The following is a 15,761-nucleotide window of genomic DNA, read 5'->3' on the forward strand; positions in this document are numbered from 1 at the left end:
TCCTTGCTTAGTAGGATACTTGTCCTATTATTTATGAATAAACAAACAAGTTAGATTTGTTTTACTGTAATTAGGTAACGATGAAACTAGATAAATTCGACCGTGAAATTCTACGCGTAATGCAACGCGACGCGACCGTCTCTATGGCTGACTTGAGTCAACGTGTCGGTTTGTCTCACACTCCGTGCTGGCGTCGTGTCAAACGCCTTGAAGCCGATGGTATTATCAAAGGAAAAGTAACGCTGCTCGATGGTAAGAAGCTTAATTTGGGCGTGTCGGTTTTTATCTTTGTCACATTGAAAAATCACGATGGTGAATCGCTCAACGACTTCGAACGCGCGGTGCAGAGCATTGATGAAATTGTTGAATGTCATACCACAAGTGGCGATAGGGATTACCTATTGAAAGTCATCGTTGAAAGTATTGAAGAGTACGAACACTTACTCAAATCAAAGCTCACCCACCTGCCATTAGTTGACCATTTGAGTAGTACATTTGCGTTAAAACAAGTAAAAAACACCACAGAACTTCCGATCAAAAATCAATAACGGTGAATGTTCTAATGGCTCGCACCCGCTAGCCCGCTAGAAACACGTTTATGAAAGATTACCACGCGGGAATTGCAGAGATCTTGTTTTTCATCGCTTCGGGCACTGTGATTGCGTCTGAATTCGCACCAGTGAGCGCCCCTGCGATAGTCAACAAACTGACTGGAAATTGAGTTAAGTTGCATCCGGCTGATTTTCAGGGGCTGCGAGCTGAAACGCTTCTAATTCATTACAATTCTCATCAATTGACGCAATTAGTGGATATTTTGTCATATCAACACCAAAGCGTTTTGCATTGTACACCTGAGGAATCAACACAATATCAGCTAATGTGACATCAAAGCCGAAACAATACTTACCTGCACGGGTTTGCAGGCGTTTCTCTATTGCTGTAAAGCCCTTTTCAATCCATTTGACCGCCCATGCGGTGCGTGCGTTGGCATCGCCTCCGAGCTCGGTAATCGCATTTAACACGCGCAGATTGGCAAGTGGTTGAACATCGCACGCGATATCTTGCGCGACACCGCGTATACGGGCCTTATCCAACGCGTGATTGGGCAAAAATCGCAAGGGTTCAGGGTATCGTTCGTCTAGGTATTCTATGATACTCAGCGATTGGTTGAGTGTGAAATCCTCATCGTCATCAATAAATGCCGGAACTAGGCCTGAAGGATTCATGCGTAAATAATCTTCGCTGTATTGTTGACCACCGTCTTTAACTAAATGAATCGGGTGGTATTGATACGCAATATTCTTCAGATTTAGCGCAATTCTTACTCGATAAGTGGCAGACGATCGCCAATAACCGTAAAGGTGAATACTCATAACATAATCCTCGTTATTATTTTTTTAAGCCGCTGCGGCTTATGCCGTAGTCGCGCAATTTATTAGCAATAGCCGTATGACTTAAGCCTAACTTCTTAGCTAACTGACGAGTACTCGGATAAAACGGATATAAGCGTTGCAGCAGCTCTTTTTCAAAATTTTTCACCTCTTGATCCAAGCTTCCTTCAAAATTCTCGTCGATAAAACTTACCTTTGTGGCATTGGTCGGTAACTGGAGGCTTTCAACGCTGATTTCTTGTTGGAGCTCAGAAGCCAGCACTCGCTCGATAGTTTTCTCTAATTGATCGATATTGCCCGGCCATGGATAGTTGAGCAGGTAATCGGCAGCCGCTTTGCTCAAACGCGCGCGATGTCGCCCTAATTTGACACACTTTTTTTGAATAATATTGTCTGCCAACGGTAAAATATCTGCGCGGCGTTCCCTCAATGGTGGGATCATGATCGCCATTGAAGTCAGTCGATAATAGAGATCATCGCGAAGTAAGCCTCTGTCCATACGGTTATGCAGGTCGTAACTACTGCATGCAATGATCCTGACATTCGCTGTCCGCTCATTGACCTCACCTTGACGACTGTACTTACCGTGTTCAATCAAGCGCAGTATTCGACCCTGAATTTCTACCGAAATCTCTGCAATGTCACTCATGATTAAAGTGCCACCATCCGCTTGTTCAAGCAGGCCAACTGTGGCTGCGTCCTCAGTGCTCTCAACCCGCCCAAATAATTGCGCCGCTACCTGTTCCTCAGTCAACCCCACTGTATCGAAAAACACGGGTTCATGCTCACTTCTAGCACTGGCCGAATGACAGGCTTTTGCGAGCGTTTTCTTGCCACAACCATTTTCACCTAATAGCAGCACAGGGTTATCTGTTGCTGCTACATGAGTCGCACTGGTTATAACCCGTTTCATCGCTACGGACTGTTTAATGATTGCATCAAAGCCCGCAGTCTGCGGTCGATTGAATGCGCTTAACTGCTGCCCGAGACGTACCTCCGATTTTAAAATAATGACGGCACCGGCTAAGATTTTGTCTTCCTGAGAATCGTGGATAAAAATGGGCAATATGTCCGCTAGATAGTCTTGATCAGCAAACTTAAGTTTAAATGCTTGGGCCAATACCTCTTTACTATCAAGCCACTTAGCAAAATTAAACCCTTTGACTATGTCACCAATTTCTTTGCCAATGACCTGTTGTTGAGTAATGCTAAGACCCACTTCGATAGCGTCGTTTACCTGCGTAATTATGCCTCGACTATCGATAGAAAAGACCGGATCAGGTAAGGTTTGCAAAATCGCTTTGAGTTGGTGTTTCTCGCGTTCAACGGGCATAAACGCCGTGGTTTTAACATCTTCAATACCATCAATCCGTCGGATTTTGGGCATAAGGTGCTGAAAATCAGCAAATTCAATACTCGGGAAATTCAGGAATATCTTTCCCGCAGCATCAATCTCGATGCCGCGAAGGTCAATATTGTGAGCAACTAAAATATCGAGGACGTCCTGGGCGATTCCCAAACGGTCTTGGCAAATGATTTCTAAACGCATAGGGTGTTGTAAAGTTTTTTGGACATCTTAGCATCATGCTAAGATGAGCGTAATTAATTTTTTACACTATGCGTTTATCGAGTCATTTAATGCGGTCAGTAACCCACTAACCTGCTAATTTTTCTTTGGGCGGAAACTTCGGCTCAAATAAGCCGAGCGCTTTTGCCTTTTGCACCATTCCCATAATATCCATGTCGGCCAACGCATCTAGGTCACCGGCTTGTTCTAATACATAATAGATGGGCTGCATAATATCTATGCGATACGGTGTTCGAAGCACGGTCATTGGGTCAAATGCTACGCGTTCAGGTTTATCACTTTCCAACGCGTAAATAGTCTCACCTGGAGAAGATAAAATACCACCGCCGTATATCCGTAAACCTTCTGCAGTTTTCATCAAGCCAAACTCAACGGTGAACCAATACAGTCGAGCCAAGAAAATTCTATCCTCTTTGCTGGCAGCAAGACCTAATTTTCCATAAGTGTGGGTAAAATGCGCAAACGCAGGGTTGGTCAATAGTGGACAATGACCAAAGATCTCATGGAATATATCCGGCTCTTGCAAATAGTCAAACTCTTCGCGCGTGCGGATGAACGTTGCTACCGGGAATTGTTTATTGGCTAACAGCCGGAAAAACTCGCCAAAAGGGATCAGTGCGGGTACTTCAGCGGTTTGCCAACCGGTAGTTTCTTGTAATACAGCATTGATATCTGGTAACTGCGGTACCTTGTTCACCGACATATTAAGCAAATCAATACCATGCATATATTGCTGGCAAGCACGGCCTTCTAACAAGTCGATTTGACGAGCATACAACTCTGACCAAATTTGGTTCTCTTCTTCGGTCCACTCAATATAACCTTTCGCATTGGAAGGCTTTGAAACGTATTGGCTTGTTTTACTCATAGTATTCATTGTCTACTGACTAATAATCCTTGCTAGTGTAATTAAAACTGCTAACAACAACAGACAAACCACATTTTCGATAGCACTAGCAATGTAACAGTTTTTTTACACAATAAAAAAAAGCCATCCGCTAATCGATGGCTTAAATATACAGGGAGAAGTGCAGTTAAACTTAAAGCCGGCTTAATTCACGATTGAGTTGGAATTCCTTTGATGTCACGTAGGTTTCTACTTTACGTAACCTTTCTTCGGCTTTTCTAAAACGCATTTGAATATCGTGAAAAGCCTGCTTTGGTGGTTCACCGGCTTGCCACACATGCGCCTTCACCTCTATCGGTTTTTCCTGCTCAGTTTCGTTAACCCAACCTTTTCCGCTTGATGCGTTAGGTGCTGCAGTAGAAAAAGTGCGCATTGAAGCAGCCTGACCACTGATAGGTTTTTTATCCAATATAAACCAACATGCAACATAGGCCACCAACATGAAAGGACCAGCGAGTAGGACAAAACCGGTGACGGTTAAGATCCTTACAAGCCACGTCTCGATACCGAAGTACTCGCCAATACCGGCGCAAACGCCTGCAACTTTGCCATTTTCAGGATCTCTGTAAAGGGTTTTATCAAGCTTCATACTTTATCCCTCCATTGTGGGGTTTCCGAGTCTAGAATAGCTTCCAGCGTGTTGATGCGTTCGCTCATCTGTTCTGCTTTATTCGCGAGATCTTGCAAACGCAAATACTCTTCATCGCTTAAGCCCTGACTGACCTGCTTCTTACTGCGGTAGTGTAAAATCAACCAAATCGGTGCCACGAAAATCAGAAACAGCAAGATTGGCGCGACTACTATAGCAATAATTCCCTCGTTCATTATGTACTCCTCGATGCTTTAGGCGGTTGTTAAGTCGTTGATTACGTAGAGTCTACTTTTTCGCTTTAGACTTTGCCTGCATTTTCTTTTTCAATGCAGCAAGCTCATCGTCAACTTTGCCACCTGACTCCAGTTCAGCAAATTCATCATTTAAGGTTTTCTTACCTAAGTCATAAGCTTCTACTTGTGACTCTAAATCATCAATCTTGCGCTCATACTGTTCAAATCGACCCATCGCAGAATCAACCTTGCCACTGTCGAGGCTCTTTTTAACCTCGAGTCGTGAAGATGCTGTTTTTTGACGCATGATAATCGTCTTCTGACGGGCTTTTGCATCAGCTAGCTTGTCTTGCAACTGAGCCGTTTCATCTTGCAGCTTGCTGATTTGTTCCTCAATGACTGCGTACTCTTTGGTAAGTGCTTCAGCAGCTTCTTCACACTTCGACTTTTCTTGCAAAGCCGCACGCGCTAGGTCTTCACGTTCTTTGCTAAGCGCCAGTTCAGCTTTACTTTCCCAATCCTGAGCTTCTGCCTTGTACTTACTAATTTGGGCGCTTACGTCTTTTTTGCTCGCAATAGTCTTTGCTGATGCTGAACGTACCTCGACTAGGGTATCTTCCATTTCTTGAATAATTAAACGCACCATTTTTTCTGGATCTTCTGCCTTGTCCAATAGGGCATTAATGTTTGAGTTTACAATGTCTGTGAAGCGAGAGAAGATTCCCATGTTCATTACCTCTTAGTTAATTCTTAACAATGTTTTTTACATGTGCTGCCAATGTATATTCAAATTAAATGCCAACTATAAAAATAACGTAAAGCCTTGTTTTTATTTAATTTAACTAAGAGGTATAAAAAATCTGCTTTTTGACAAATAATCAATTACACTAACACTTAGTGATTTTAACCAAATAATAAGATCTTATGAGTCGCTTCAGTAAACAGGACAATTTACTCGGCCAGGCCAATAGCTTTTTAGAGATTCTGGAACAAATATCTCAAATAGCCCCTTTGAATAAACCCGTACTTGTTATTGGTGAGCGAGGGACAGGTAAAGAGCTCGTAGCTGCGCGTTTGCATTTCCTATCAAAGCGATGGGATCAAAACTACTTAAAACTCAATTGTGCGGCCCTCAGTGAAAACCTTTTGGAATCTGAATTATTCGGCTATGAGGCTGGCGCATTCACTGGCGCTAGTAAGCGCCGAGAAGGGCGATTTGAAGTTGCAGATAATGGGACACTATTTCTCGATGAATTAGCGAATACATCAGGAATGATCCAAGAAAAACTATTGCGTGTGATTGAATACGGTGAGTTCGAGCGAGTCGGCGGCACGCGTCCTGTGAAAGTCGATGTGCGTTTGATTGCGGCAACTAACGAAGACCTGCCCAGTCTTGCAGAAAGCGGTGAGTTTCGCGCAGACCTTCTCGATCGACTGGCATTTGACGTTATCACTATTCCGCCTTTGCGCGAGCGACGAGATGATATTTTGATGCTGGCAGAACACTTTGCTATCAATATGACACGCGAATTAGAGTTGGAGTTGTTCAGTGGCTTTACCGAAAAGGCCAAGCGCACACTGCTAGATTACGATTGGCCAGGCAATATTCGCGAATTGAAAAACGTAGTTGAACGTGCAGTATATCGCGCCAATAATCCTCACCTTCCAGTCCATGAAATTGTGCTCGATCCGTTTGAATCAATTTACCGCCCAACAGCGCGGGTCAAAACCGTTGACCGTCAAGCTGCTCTGGAGCCAGCCCCAATTGTCACGGCAAATTCTGCTGATCCAAGTGTGGAAACCACCGAAGCGAGTGCGCCCCCATCGGCGGAATTGTTTAAAGAATTTGAGTTCCCTATTGATTTAAAACAGCGGTCACAGGAATTTGAAATTGACTTGATCCAAAGGGCTCTTAAAGATAGTCAATACAATCAGAAAAAAACCGCAACTAAGTTGGGTTTGACCTATCATCAATTGCGTGGATATTTAAAGAAGTATAACCTGCTCGAATCAGCGAACAATAACGAATCAGACAATGATTAACGGCCTTCGTTTTTTTGCATTTGTCGTGGTTTCTGCCACCATAAGCGCATGCTCGCCTGTTTCTAATTCAGATATCAAAGTAAATGGGCTCGTATTCTGCTCCGAAAGTAACCCCAGTAGTTTTAATCCACAGCTGGATACGTCGGGCACCACGGCCGATGCATCTGCGCACCAAATTTACGATCGATTACTCGATTTCGATACCGAATCAGGCAACATTGTTCCGGGATTGGCTGATAGCTGGCTGGTCAGTGGTGACGGTTTAGTCTACACCTTCCAACTAAAACGGCGGGTAGCTTTCCACACGACACCTTATTTTACCCCGACGCGAACGTTTAACGCTGATGATGTGCTGTTCAGTATTAACCGCTGGCGTCAGGTTGAGCATCCTTACCACAAGGTGTCTGGTGGCTTTTATCCTTACTTTCAGAGCCTTGACCTCGCTGACAATATTGTTGCAGTCAAGCGCATCAACGGTTATCGCGTAGAAATTCACCTCGCCCAACCAGACAGTTCTTTTCTCGCTAACTTGGCCACTGACTTTGCGGTCGTATTATCTGCTGAATACGGCCAACAGTTAATCGAACAGGGTACGCCTAGCGCAATTGACAATCGCCCGATTGGGACTGGGCCCTACAAATTTGTTGAATACCGCCCCAATCACTTCATTCGCTTCGAACGACATGATGATTATTGGCGGGGCAAAGTAAACCAGGCGCAGTTAGTATTCGATATTACGCCACGTAGTGCCTTGCGATTAGCCAAGCTGATCACAGGTGAATGTGATATTTCTGTATTTCCCGCACAAAGCGAACTAGATGTAATTCGTGACAACAGGGATTTAGAACTATTAGAGAAACCGGGATTAAATGTAGGTTTTTGGGCATTTAACACGCAAAAACCACCGTTTGATAACCCTGATGTACGCCGCGCATTAGCCATGGCTATCGATAAAAACACCTTGTTAGACACCGTATATTTTGACAGCGCACGACGTGCAACCAGTTTGTTGCCACCGTCTTCGTGGGCCCATCAGTCGAATGCAGATGATATCAACTACAATCCAGTGCAAGCCCGTCGCCTTTTGCAAGCTTCAGGCATCGAACCGGGGTTTGAAATGACCTTATGGGCCATGCCTGTACAACGTGCATACAACCCGAATGCGATGAAAATGGCGCGTCTAATGCAGTCTTACTTAAAAGATGTGGGAGTTGAAGCCACCATCGTCAGCTATGACTGGACAACCTTTAGAAATAACTTACAACAGGGCTTACACGACTCTGTTTTAATAGGTTGGTCCGCGGACAATGTTGATCCTGATAACTTTTATCGTCCTCTGCTGACATGCAGTGCAATTCCAACTGGAACCAACCGAGCAATGTGGTGCAACCCAGCATACGATGAGCTCATTGAACAGGCTTTACTGGTCAATGACACCGAGCGACGCAAGCAAATTTATGCGCAAGCAAACCGGATGTTGTACGAACAGATGCCTCTCATGCCAATCGCTCACGCCTTCAGATTTCAGGCGCAACGCAACAACGTCAACAACTTAACGATCAATACATACGGTGGTGTTAGATTAGGTGGGGTGGTCAAACAATATGATTAAGATCCTACTGCGCTACACTAACTTGCTAGTGCTAACACTGTTAGTTGTGGTGATATTCTCCTTTGCACTGGCCTACTTGTTCCCAGGCGAACCCTACACCAACCTAACCGGCGTGATTGATGAGCAAGCCGCTGCTGCTCACCAAAATCTCAGCGTTACCTCGGCATTTTGGCAATACCTTGGCAATATTTTTGCCGGTGACTGGGGGCTTAGTCTCATGACTGGGCAGTCGTTGGCCGACGAAATAGCGATCACGTTGCCAGCGACATTGGAATTAAGTCTGTATGCACTGGCATTTGCATTACTTGTTGGCCTTCCCATAGGTTTTTGGGCTGGCCTGAAGCCACACAAGGGAATTGATTATTCCGTTTTGGGTGCAAGTGCAGTTATGCACTCATTTCCCGTGTTTTGGTTAGCTATGCTATTGGTGTTGATTTTCAGTCTACAATTTGGCTGGCTCCCGATGTCTGGGCGCTTAAACTTACTTATGGACGTACCCAATGTCAGCGGTTTTATCTTCGTCGATATATTTCTTGCTGATAATATTGACCGCTCACAAGCTGCGTGGGATGCCGTGAAGCATTTAGCACTTCCAACCTTCTGCGTTTCCATTATTACTATGGCTACCATAATCCGCGCTGTGCGACGATCAACGTTAGAAGTCATGCACAAACCATTTATTATTGCAGCTCAATCTCGTGGTTTAAGTAATGCGCAGATTTTCTTCAAGCATGGTTTTCGCAACGCGCTACTGCCTATTCTACCAATACTTGCCATGCAGGTTACGACCATTATTACGAACGTGATGATTGTCGAATCTATCTTCTCGTGGCCAGGCATAGGCAATTGGTTGTTACAGGCTATTTATCAGCAAGACTACCCTGCAATCCGCGCGGGCATGCTTGCCGTCGCTGGCGCAGTGATTGTGGTAACAATATTGATCGAACTGTTCAATCGCATTATCGATCCAAGTAGAGAGAAGTTTGAAGATGTCACGTTTTAATCTCTACATTGACGAACAACACCCTTCGCCTTGGCAACAAACATGGCGAGAGTTCAAACGCAGCCACGTGGCGATGGCTGGTATAATCATGCTCGGCTTCTTTACCGTTGTCGCATTATTTGGTCCGCTAATTGCCCCCTATGATCCTTTATTGCAGAACACCGACACCACTCTGATCCCGCCTTCGTGGGATCCCAGCGGGACTGTGCGCTACGTGTTAGGTACAGATGCGCTGGGGCGAGATTTATTTTCGCGTCTTATCCATGCTTCTCAGGTCACATTTGGTACTAGCGTAATGTTGGTGATGGTCGCCATGCTTGTTGGCGTTGCGATTGGTGTTATGGCTGGGATGAGTTACGGTGTGCGTGCAAGTATTATCAACCACCTTTTGGATGCTTTGATGGTAATCCCTACCCTGCTGCTTGCCATTATTATCGTGGCAATTGTCGGTACCGGTCTAGTCAACAGTATGTGGGCGATAACACTGGCGCTAATCCCCCATTTCGTGCATCACACTCGAAATACGGTGCGCGAACTCATGAAGAAGGAGTTTATCCTAGCCACAAAACTCGACGGCGCAAGTAAACCACATATATTCATTTACTCTTTGCTGCCTAATATGATTGAAATGTTAGTTGTACAGGGCACGATTGCGTTATCAATTGCCATCCTCGACATCACCGCCCTAGGCTTTTTGAATCTGGGCGCGCAGGGTTCAACCATAGAGTTAGGTGCAATGCTGGCGGAAAGCTTAAATGTAGTGTATATCGCCCCATGGAATATAGCGCTACCGGGACTGACTATATTTCTTATGGTTTTTTCAGTTAATGTCGTAGGCGACGGTCTACGCGCAGCACTCAACCGGCGGTTACGACACTAATGGCCTTACTCGATATAAAAAACCTGACTCTGGAGATTGATACTGAAGCTGGCTGGATTAAAGCTTTGGATAAAGCCAATCTGATGGTCAAGGAAAATGAAATCCAAGCACTAGTCGGCGAATCAGGCTCTGGAAAAAGCCTCATTGTTCGAGCTATCTCTGGTGGCTTACCCCAGCAAATGCGAATTACGGCGGATCGACTCACTTGGCGCGGAAAGAATTTGCTCGCAATGAACGGCGAAGAGCGGCGCGAGATAATGCGCCGCGATATTGCAGTGGTTTTTCAAGACCCAATCGGAACATTAGATCCAACTGTATCGTTAGGCGAGCAACTCGAAGAAAGCGTACCTTATGAATTTGTCGGGTCAGGCTGGTTTTGGCAGAAACGAGCGGTACGCCGTAAGATTGCGATTCAACTGTTACACAAAGTCGGTATTAAAGACCATGTCGCCACTATGCGCGCATATCCGCATCAAATCACCACTGATATTGGCCAGAAATTTATGATTGCGATGGCGTTGGTTTCGCAACCCGCGTTATTGATCGCTGATGACCCAACACGTGGTATGGAAGCGACGACTAAAACACAAATCCTCAAACTGTTTAAGCGTCTCAATCAAACAAAAGGCTTGAGTATTTTATTTGTGGGCCATGATTTGTTAGCTATATCCAGTATGGCTGATTCAATGACGGTTCTATATTGCGGTCAAACAGTGGAGTCAGGGCCTATTCAAAAACTGCAAAAAAGGCCACTACACCCTTACACCAAAGCATTGATGGAGAGTGCGCCGAGCTTTCGGGTTGATTTAGCGCCCAAATCACCGCTAGTTACGCTGCCAGGTACGATCCCAACCTTACAACATCTGCCGATTGGCTGCAGATTGGGACCGCGCTGCGAGCGAGCACAAAAGACCTGTGTTCAAGCGCCGGAAATTCGCAAAATTCACGATCATCAGTACAGCTGCCACTTTCCATTACACTCCAAAGCCAAATGACTACGATACTTTCCGCTAAAGCGTTAACTTATGTCTCTGAAGCTCCTCGCCGGTTTGGGCGACGCAAGCATGAAGCTTTTAAATTGGGTCCTTTTGATCTCACCATTGAAAAGGCTGAAACTGTTGCCATCATAGGCGGTAATCGTTCAGGAAAGTCCGTACTAGCGCGATTACTGTGCGGCGCTATGCAGCCCACAGACGGTGAGATAATTTTTCACCAAGATGCACCTCATTCTAGCACTGCGGCCAAACAGCAATGGCAAAAGCAACAGGTGCGCATGATTTTTCAGCGCAGCTCTGAATCGCTTAATCCAGCACTTACCATTGGCGGTATTTTGCATGAGCCGCTAAAGCTAAATACCGACTTAAGTTACGCGCAACGAGAAGAAAAAATTGCTGCTGTATTGTCTCAGGTAGGTTTATTACGCGAACATTACTTCTTTTACCCACACATGCTGTCTGATGGACAACAACAGCGTGTTGCAATGGCCCGTGCGCTAATCCTAAACCCAAGCGTCATAGTTGCCGACGAACCCTTTGCTGCACTCGACCCATCAGTTCGCTCGCAAACGGTCAACCTGATCCTACAATTGCAACGTGATTTGGGTTTATCCTTTGTGTTTATTAGTCACAATCTAGGCATTGTCAGACATATTGCCGACCGAATGGTCGTAATGAACGAGGGGCAAATCATTGAGGCTGGTCGCACCGACACGCTATTTCGTTGGCCCAAACACGAGATCACGCAGAGACTCATCTCTGCGCACCAATCACTGATTCCTCAAGCTAGCGATGGTAAGCGATTGAAGTAATATTAACCGACCAATGAGAGCAAAATACCTGCGGCGACGGCAGAGCCGAGTACACCGGCTACGTTAGGGCCCATTGCATGCATTAACAGGAAGTTGTGTGGGTTTGCTTCCAAGCCCACTTTATTAACCACACGAGCAGCCATTGGCACTGCACTTACGCCAGCTGCACCGACTAATGGATTAATACTGCCACCACTGAGTTTACTCATTAGTTTGGCCATCAATACACCCGCAGCCGTGCCTATTCCAAAAGCAACTGCACCCAGCCCGAGAATACCTAGGGTTTCAACCGTTAAAAACTTATCCGCCGACAATTTTGACCCAACTGCCAACCCCAAGAAAATTGTCACCACATTGATCAGTTCGTTTTGTGCCGTGTTACTCAAGCGATCAACAACACCGCACTCTTTCATCAAGTTGCCAAAACAGAACATGCCGACTAACGGTGTTGCAGTAGGCAAGAATAGTATGGTTAGCAACAATACAGCTAACGGAAATAAGATCTTTTCGCGTTTTGACACCGGGCGCAGCTGCGCCATCTTAATTGCTCGCTCTTTTTCGTTGGTCAACGCTTTCATAATCGGCGGTTGAATAATAGGTACCAACGCCATGTAAGAGTACGCGGCAACAGCAATCGCACCGAGTAAATCAGGAGCGAGGCGCGAAGCGAGGAAAATGGCAGTTGGCCCATCAGCGCCGCCAATAATCGCAATGGCTGCAGCATCTTGCATGGTAAACTCAAAACCCGGTACAGCGTTAAGGGCAATCGCGCCAAATAGGGTTGCAAATATACCAAATTGGGCTGCGGCACCTAATAACAGCATACGAGGATTAGCGATGAGTGCGCCAAAATCAGTCATCGCCCCAACTCCCATAAAGATGAGCAATGGGAACACACCAGTAGCGATGCCAACTTCATATACATAATGCAGCACACCGCCCGCTTCAGAAAAGCCTGCTAATGGGATATTCGTCAGCAAAGCCCCAAACCCGATGGGCACAAGCAATAGCGGCTCAAATTTGCGGACAATCGCCAAATAAAGCAACCCGAGACCAACGGCCATCATGATTATTTGACCGAGAGTGAAGTGCGGTAAGGCAGTGCTTTGCCAGAGAATATTAAGCTTTTCCATAGTTACATCACTAACAACGACTGACCCGATTGAACACTGTCGCCATCGGCGACTAAGACTTGCGAGACAACACCTGCACTGCTGGCTCTCACTTCGGTTTCCATCTTCATTGCTTCAAGTATGACCACAACATCACCTTCCTGAACCGCATCACCGACCCGCACAAGTAACTTAACAATCGTGCCTGAAAGCGGAGCATCAATACTCGCGCCGGTATCAGCAGGCGCTGCTGGGCTTGCGGCAACGGGTGCTGCGGGGGTTACGTTTTGCAGGCTGCCACTAGGCGCTACCTCTACTTGATACAACTGGCCGTTGACGGTCACATCATAAACATCGTGTACAGTTGCGGCGGAGCTTTGCGTGGTTGCAGGCACTTTGGGACCTGCTGGCACAGCGCCAGGGGCTGGCTCGAACGCATCGGCATTGCCGCGATTTTGTAAAAACTTCAAACCAACTTGCGGAAACAAGGCATACGTCAACGTATCATCAATCGCCTCATCGGCTAATTCGAATTTGTGTTCCGCGGCCAATTCACTTAATTCTTTCTCAAGCGTTGTCAGCTCAGGTGCTAGCAAATCTGCAGGTCGACACGTAATCGGTTCTTCACCCGCTAACACTCGCTGCTGTAATTCTCGATTAACTGGTGCAGCACTAGCACCGTATTCACCTTTGAGGACACCGGCTGTTTCTTTTGAAATACTTTTGTAGCGCTCTCCCGATAATACGTTCATTACCGCTTGCGTACCAACGATCTGCGATGTTGGCGTTACCAGTGGGATGAATCCCAAGTCCTCGCGTACACGCGGGATTTCTTCCAACACAGCAGCGAACTTATCTGTCGCATTTTGTTCACGTAATTGATTTTCCATATTCGTCAACATTCCGCCCGGTACCTGCGCCGATAGAATACGCGCATCAATGCCTTTAAGACTGCCCTCAAACTGCGCGTATTTATCGCGCACCTCGCGGAAGTGATCGGCTATGGGAGCAAGGTGACTGGGGTCAATGCCAGTATCCCGGTCTGTGCCCTCGAGAATAGCAACGATAGTCTCAGTGGCTGTGTGGCCGTATGTCATGCTAAGTGGAGATATCGCGGTATCAAGCATATCAATACCGGCGTCAATGGCCTTCTGATAGGTGGCTGTACTTAAACCTGTTGTCGCGTGACATTGCATGGCAATCGGTACATCAACCGTCTGTTTGAGCTCGGTTATCAATTGCTCACATTCATAGGGCTTAAGCAAGCCCGCCATGTCTTTGATACAAATAGAGTGAACACCTAAATCTTCCAGCTGACGGGCCATCGTCAACCACATATCTAGCGTATGCACAGGGCTCACCGTGTAAGAAATAGTCCCTTGCGCATGGGCACCAACATCAACCGTAGCCTTAATTGCTGTTCGCAGGTTGCGAATATCATTCATCGCATCAAAGATACGGAAAACATCGACACCATTGGTATGCGCTCGCTCAACAAACTTGGTCACCACATCATCTGCATAATGGCGATAGCCGAGTAAGTTTTGGCCGCGTAACAGCATTTGTTGCTTGGTTTTCGGCATTGCAGCTTTAAGCTGCCGAATTCTGTCCCAAGGGTCCTCGCCCAAATAGCGGATACATGCATCGAAAGTGGCGCCGCCCCACGACTCCACAGACCAATAGCCAGCATCGTCAAGCTGAGCTGCCATGGGCAACATATCATCAATTCGCATCCGCGTAGCGAGCAAAGATTGGTGGGCGTCTCGCAACACCAGTTCAGTTAACGCTAATGGCTTGCGCATAGTAGCTCCTAGAAAGGTTTATTATTTGTTTCGATGTTGATGTACTGCAGCTGATATTGCAGCAATAACCGGCTGTGGAACAGTATTCGAGCTAGGCAATATAGGAGGCGAAGCTGTTTGCCGCTGTGCTATTTGTTCGGGTTGGCCGGGAAACTTTGCAACAAGTTTACCGAGCATTAGCATAGCGATGATTAAAATAGCTAGAAATATAAACACCGAAAGCATACCAACGCCCATTAGGACGCCAGCCTCGGCCAGCTGCGAAGTGAGAGAATGACTGGATTGCACACTAGCCCCTATTGCGAGTTGCACAGCATTAAGTTAATCCCACATAAGTATCATGGTCAATCTAGTTTTGCAACATCCGCAAGACAGCAAAGTGAATACAAATACGCTTATAATGCATTTATTTGCTCATTACGGCGATTTTATTCATTTTATTTACATATTTATTACATGCGGTGCAGAATTAAGCGCAGCTTAACCTTTGCGCAAGGAGGACCAGCAGTACGCTTCCTTTAGCAGCTGTACCTTAAAGTGAATGGTAAGTATTACTGGAACAAGCCTCGCTCGCATGGAAGCCAGCGCGGAGCGTACATGGAAGTATTTACCGCGTCTTGTGGAAGTAATACTTGCTATTCGCTTTTTGCGCTAAGGTCAAAACTGCTGGAGGCTCTCGCCTGCGCGAGAATGACGGGATGGTTATAAAATGGCGCGTGTGGAAGGATTCGAACCTCCGACCGCCTGGTTCGTAGCCAGGTACTCTATCCAGCTGAGCTACACACGCGTCT

Annotated in this window: 16 protein-coding genes and 1 tRNA gene; 7 read left to right on the plus strand and 10 right to left on the minus strand. The window is 46.1% G+C overall.

All coding sequences use genetic code 11. The features are described from left to right. Nucleotides 1–80: 80 nt before the first annotated feature. Complete coding sequence (locus tag QTP81_RS05650) at nt 81–548, plus strand: Lrp/AsnC family transcriptional regulator (RefSeq protein ID WP_289364301.1); 468 nt, start codon at nt 81–83, stop codon at nt 546–548. A 174-nt stretch (nt 549–722) separates the two neighbouring features. Here QTP81_RS05650 and maiA read toward each other — a convergent pair whose 3' ends face one another. From maiA to pspA, 6 genes are all read right to left on the minus strand, one after another. Further along, a complete protein-coding gene (gene maiA, locus QTP81_RS05655) occupies nt 723–1,373 on the minus strand; it encodes a maleylacetoacetate isomerase (RefSeq protein ID WP_289364302.1) in 651 nt (216 codons plus the stop codon). A 16-nt stretch (nt 1,374–1,389) separates the two neighbouring features. Continuing rightward, complete coding sequence (locus QTP81_RS05660; protein WP_289364304.1) at nt 1,390–2,940, minus strand: sigma 54-interacting transcriptional regulator; 1,551 nt, start codon at nt 2,938–2,940, stop codon at nt 1,390–1,392. A 106-nt stretch (nt 2,941–3,046) separates the two neighbouring features. After that, nucleotides 3,047–3,847 (minus strand): phenylalanine 4-monooxygenase, encoded by an 801-nt coding sequence (phhA, locus tag QTP81_RS05665; protein WP_289364305.1) that lies wholly within the window; start codon nt 3,845–3,847, stop codon nt 3,047–3,049. A gap of 172 nt (nt 3,848–4,019) precedes the next feature. Next, nucleotides 4,020–4,475, minus strand: a complete 456-nt coding sequence (gene pspC, locus QTP81_RS05670) for an envelope stress response membrane protein PspC (RefSeq protein WP_289364306.1) — start codon at nt 4,473–4,475, stop codon at nt 4,020–4,022. Continuing rightward, nucleotides 4,472–4,711, minus strand: coding sequence for an envelope stress response membrane protein PspB (gene pspB / locus QTP81_RS05675; protein WP_289364307.1), 240 nt, complete (start codon nt 4,709–4,711; stop codon nt 4,472–4,474). The genes pspC and pspB overlap by 4 nt, the downstream gene beginning before the upstream one ends. Before the next feature lie 52 nt (nt 4,712–4,763). Further along, complete coding sequence (pspA, locus tag QTP81_RS05680) at nt 4,764–5,438, minus strand: phage shock protein PspA (RefSeq protein WP_289364309.1); 675 nt, start codon at nt 5,436–5,438, stop codon at nt 4,764–4,766. A gap of 197 nt (nt 5,439–5,635) precedes the next feature. Between pspA and pspF the strand changes: the two genes are divergently transcribed. The 6 genes from pspF to QTP81_RS05710 are packed head-to-tail and all read left to right on the plus strand — an operon-like array spanning nt 5,636 to nt 12,056. After that, on the plus strand, nt 5,636–6,754 hold the full coding sequence (gene pspF, locus QTP81_RS05685; RefSeq protein ID WP_289364310.1) for a phage shock protein operon transcriptional activator: 1,119 nt from the start codon (nt 5,636–5,638) through the stop codon (nt 6,752–6,754). Beyond that, nucleotides 6,747–8,366 carry an ABC transporter substrate-binding protein gene (locus QTP81_RS05690; RefSeq protein WP_289364311.1) on the plus strand — a complete coding sequence of 540 codons (1,620 nt, stop codon included), beginning with the start codon at nt 6,747–6,749 and terminating at the stop codon, nt 8,364–8,366. Before pspF ends, QTP81_RS05690 begins: the two co-directional genes overlap by 8 nt. Beyond that, the gene (locus tag QTP81_RS05695; RefSeq protein WP_289364312.1) at nt 8,359–9,369 is read left to right on the plus strand and encodes an ABC transporter permease; all 1,011 of its coding nucleotides are present in this window, start codon (nt 8,359–8,361) and stop codon (nt 9,367–9,369) included. The genes QTP81_RS05690 and QTP81_RS05695 overlap by 8 nt, the downstream gene beginning before the upstream one ends. Further along, nucleotides 9,356–10,249: an ABC transporter permease subunit gene (locus QTP81_RS05700; protein ID WP_289364313.1), complete on the plus strand. Its 894-nt coding sequence runs from the start codon at nt 9,356–9,358 to the stop codon at nt 10,247–10,249. Before QTP81_RS05695 ends, QTP81_RS05700 begins: the two co-directional genes overlap by 14 nt. Next, the gene (locus QTP81_RS05705; protein ID WP_289364314.1) at nt 10,249–11,244 is read left to right on the plus strand and encodes an oligopeptide/dipeptide ABC transporter ATP-binding protein; all 996 of its coding nucleotides are present in this window, start codon (nt 10,249–10,251) and stop codon (nt 11,242–11,244) included. The genes QTP81_RS05700 and QTP81_RS05705 overlap by 1 nt, the downstream gene beginning before the upstream one ends. Further along, nucleotides 11,241–12,056 carry an ATP-binding cassette domain-containing protein gene (locus tag QTP81_RS05710; RefSeq protein WP_289364315.1) on the plus strand — a complete coding sequence of 272 codons (816 nt, stop codon included), beginning with the start codon at nt 11,241–11,243 and terminating at the stop codon, nt 12,054–12,056. Before QTP81_RS05705 ends, QTP81_RS05710 begins: the two co-directional genes overlap by 4 nt. Nucleotides 12,057–12,058: 2 nt before the next feature. Here the strand turns inward: QTP81_RS05710 and QTP81_RS05715 are convergent, their stop codons facing one another. The 4 genes from QTP81_RS05715 to QTP81_RS05730 all read right to left on the minus strand — a co-directional run bounded on the left by QTP81_RS05715 (nt 12,059) and on the right by QTP81_RS05730 (nt 15,757). Beyond that, the gene (locus QTP81_RS05715) at nt 12,059–13,189 is read right to left on the minus strand and encodes a sodium ion-translocating decarboxylase subunit beta (RefSeq protein WP_289364316.1); all 1,131 of its coding nucleotides are present in this window, start codon (nt 13,187–13,189) and stop codon (nt 12,059–12,061) included. Between the two features lie 2 nt (nt 13,190–13,191). Then, nucleotides 13,192–14,970 (minus strand): sodium-extruding oxaloacetate decarboxylase subunit alpha, encoded by a 1,779-nt coding sequence (gene oadA / locus QTP81_RS05720; protein ID WP_289364317.1) that lies wholly within the window; start codon nt 14,968–14,970, stop codon nt 13,192–13,194. 21 nt (nt 14,971–14,991) lie between these two features. Beyond that, nucleotides 14,992–15,282: an OadG family protein gene (locus QTP81_RS05725; RefSeq protein ID WP_289364318.1), complete on the minus strand. Its 291-nt coding sequence runs from the start codon at nt 15,280–15,282 to the stop codon at nt 14,992–14,994. Between the two features lie 398 nt (nt 15,283–15,680). After that, nucleotides 15,681–15,757, minus strand: a tRNA-Arg gene (locus QTP81_RS05730). Between the last annotated feature and the right edge of the window lie 4 nt (nt 15,758–15,761).

The organism is Neoalteromonas arenosi (assembly GCF_030362855.1).
Classification (GTDB): domain Bacteria; phylum Pseudomonadota; class Gammaproteobacteria; order Enterobacterales; family Alteromonadaceae; genus Alteromonas_E; species Alteromonas_E arenosi.

Coding starts and splice junctions, on each gene's coding strand:
- pspA (WP_289364309.1), bottom strand. CDS start 5,438: ATGGGAATCTTCTCTCGCTTCACAGACATTGTAAACTCAAACATTAAT.
- phhA (WP_289364305.1), bottom strand. CDS start 3,847: ATGAGTAAAACAAGCCAATACGTTTCAAAGCCTTCCAATGCGAAAGGT.
- pspF (WP_289364310.1), top strand. CDS start 5,636: ATGAGTCGCTTCAGTAAACAGGACAATTTACTCGGCCAGGCCAATAGC.
- QTP81_RS05660 (WP_289364304.1), bottom strand. CDS start 2,940: ATGCGTTTAGAAATCATTTGCCAAGACCGTTTGGGAATCGCCCAGGAC.
- QTP81_RS05710 (WP_289364315.1), top strand. CDS start 11,241: ATGACTACGATACTTTCCGCTAAAGCGTTAACTTATGTCTCTGAAGCT.
- QTP81_RS05695 (WP_289364312.1), top strand. CDS start 8,359: ATGATTAAGATCCTACTGCGCTACACTAACTTGCTAGTGCTAACACTG.
- QTP81_RS05690 (WP_289364311.1), top strand. CDS start 6,747: ATGATTAACGGCCTTCGTTTTTTTGCATTTGTCGTGGTTTCTGCCACC.
- pspB (WP_289364307.1), bottom strand. CDS start 4,711: ATGAACGAGGGAATTATTGCTATAGTAGTCGCGCCAATCTTGCTGTTT.
- QTP81_RS05700 (WP_289364313.1), top strand. CDS start 9,356: ATGTCACGTTTTAATCTCTACATTGACGAACAACACCCTTCGCCTTGG.
- oadA (WP_289364317.1), bottom strand. CDS start 14,970: ATGCGCAAGCCATTAGCGTTAACTGAACTGGTGTTGCGAGACGCCCAC.
- QTP81_RS05715 (WP_289364316.1), bottom strand. CDS start 13,189: ATGGAAAAGCTTAATATTCTCTGGCAAAGCACTGCCTTACCGCACTTC.
- pspC (WP_289364306.1), bottom strand. CDS start 4,475: ATGAAGCTTGATAAAACCCTTTACAGAGATCCTGAAAATGGCAAAGTT.
- QTP81_RS05650 (WP_289364301.1), top strand. CDS start 81: ATGAAACTAGATAAATTCGACCGTGAAATTCTACGCGTAATGCAACGC.
- QTP81_RS05705 (WP_289364314.1), top strand. CDS start 10,249: ATGGCCTTACTCGATATAAAAAACCTGACTCTGGAGATTGATACTGAA.
- maiA (WP_289364302.1), bottom strand. CDS start 1,373: ATGAGTATTCACCTTTACGGTTATTGGCGATCGTCTGCCACTTATCGA.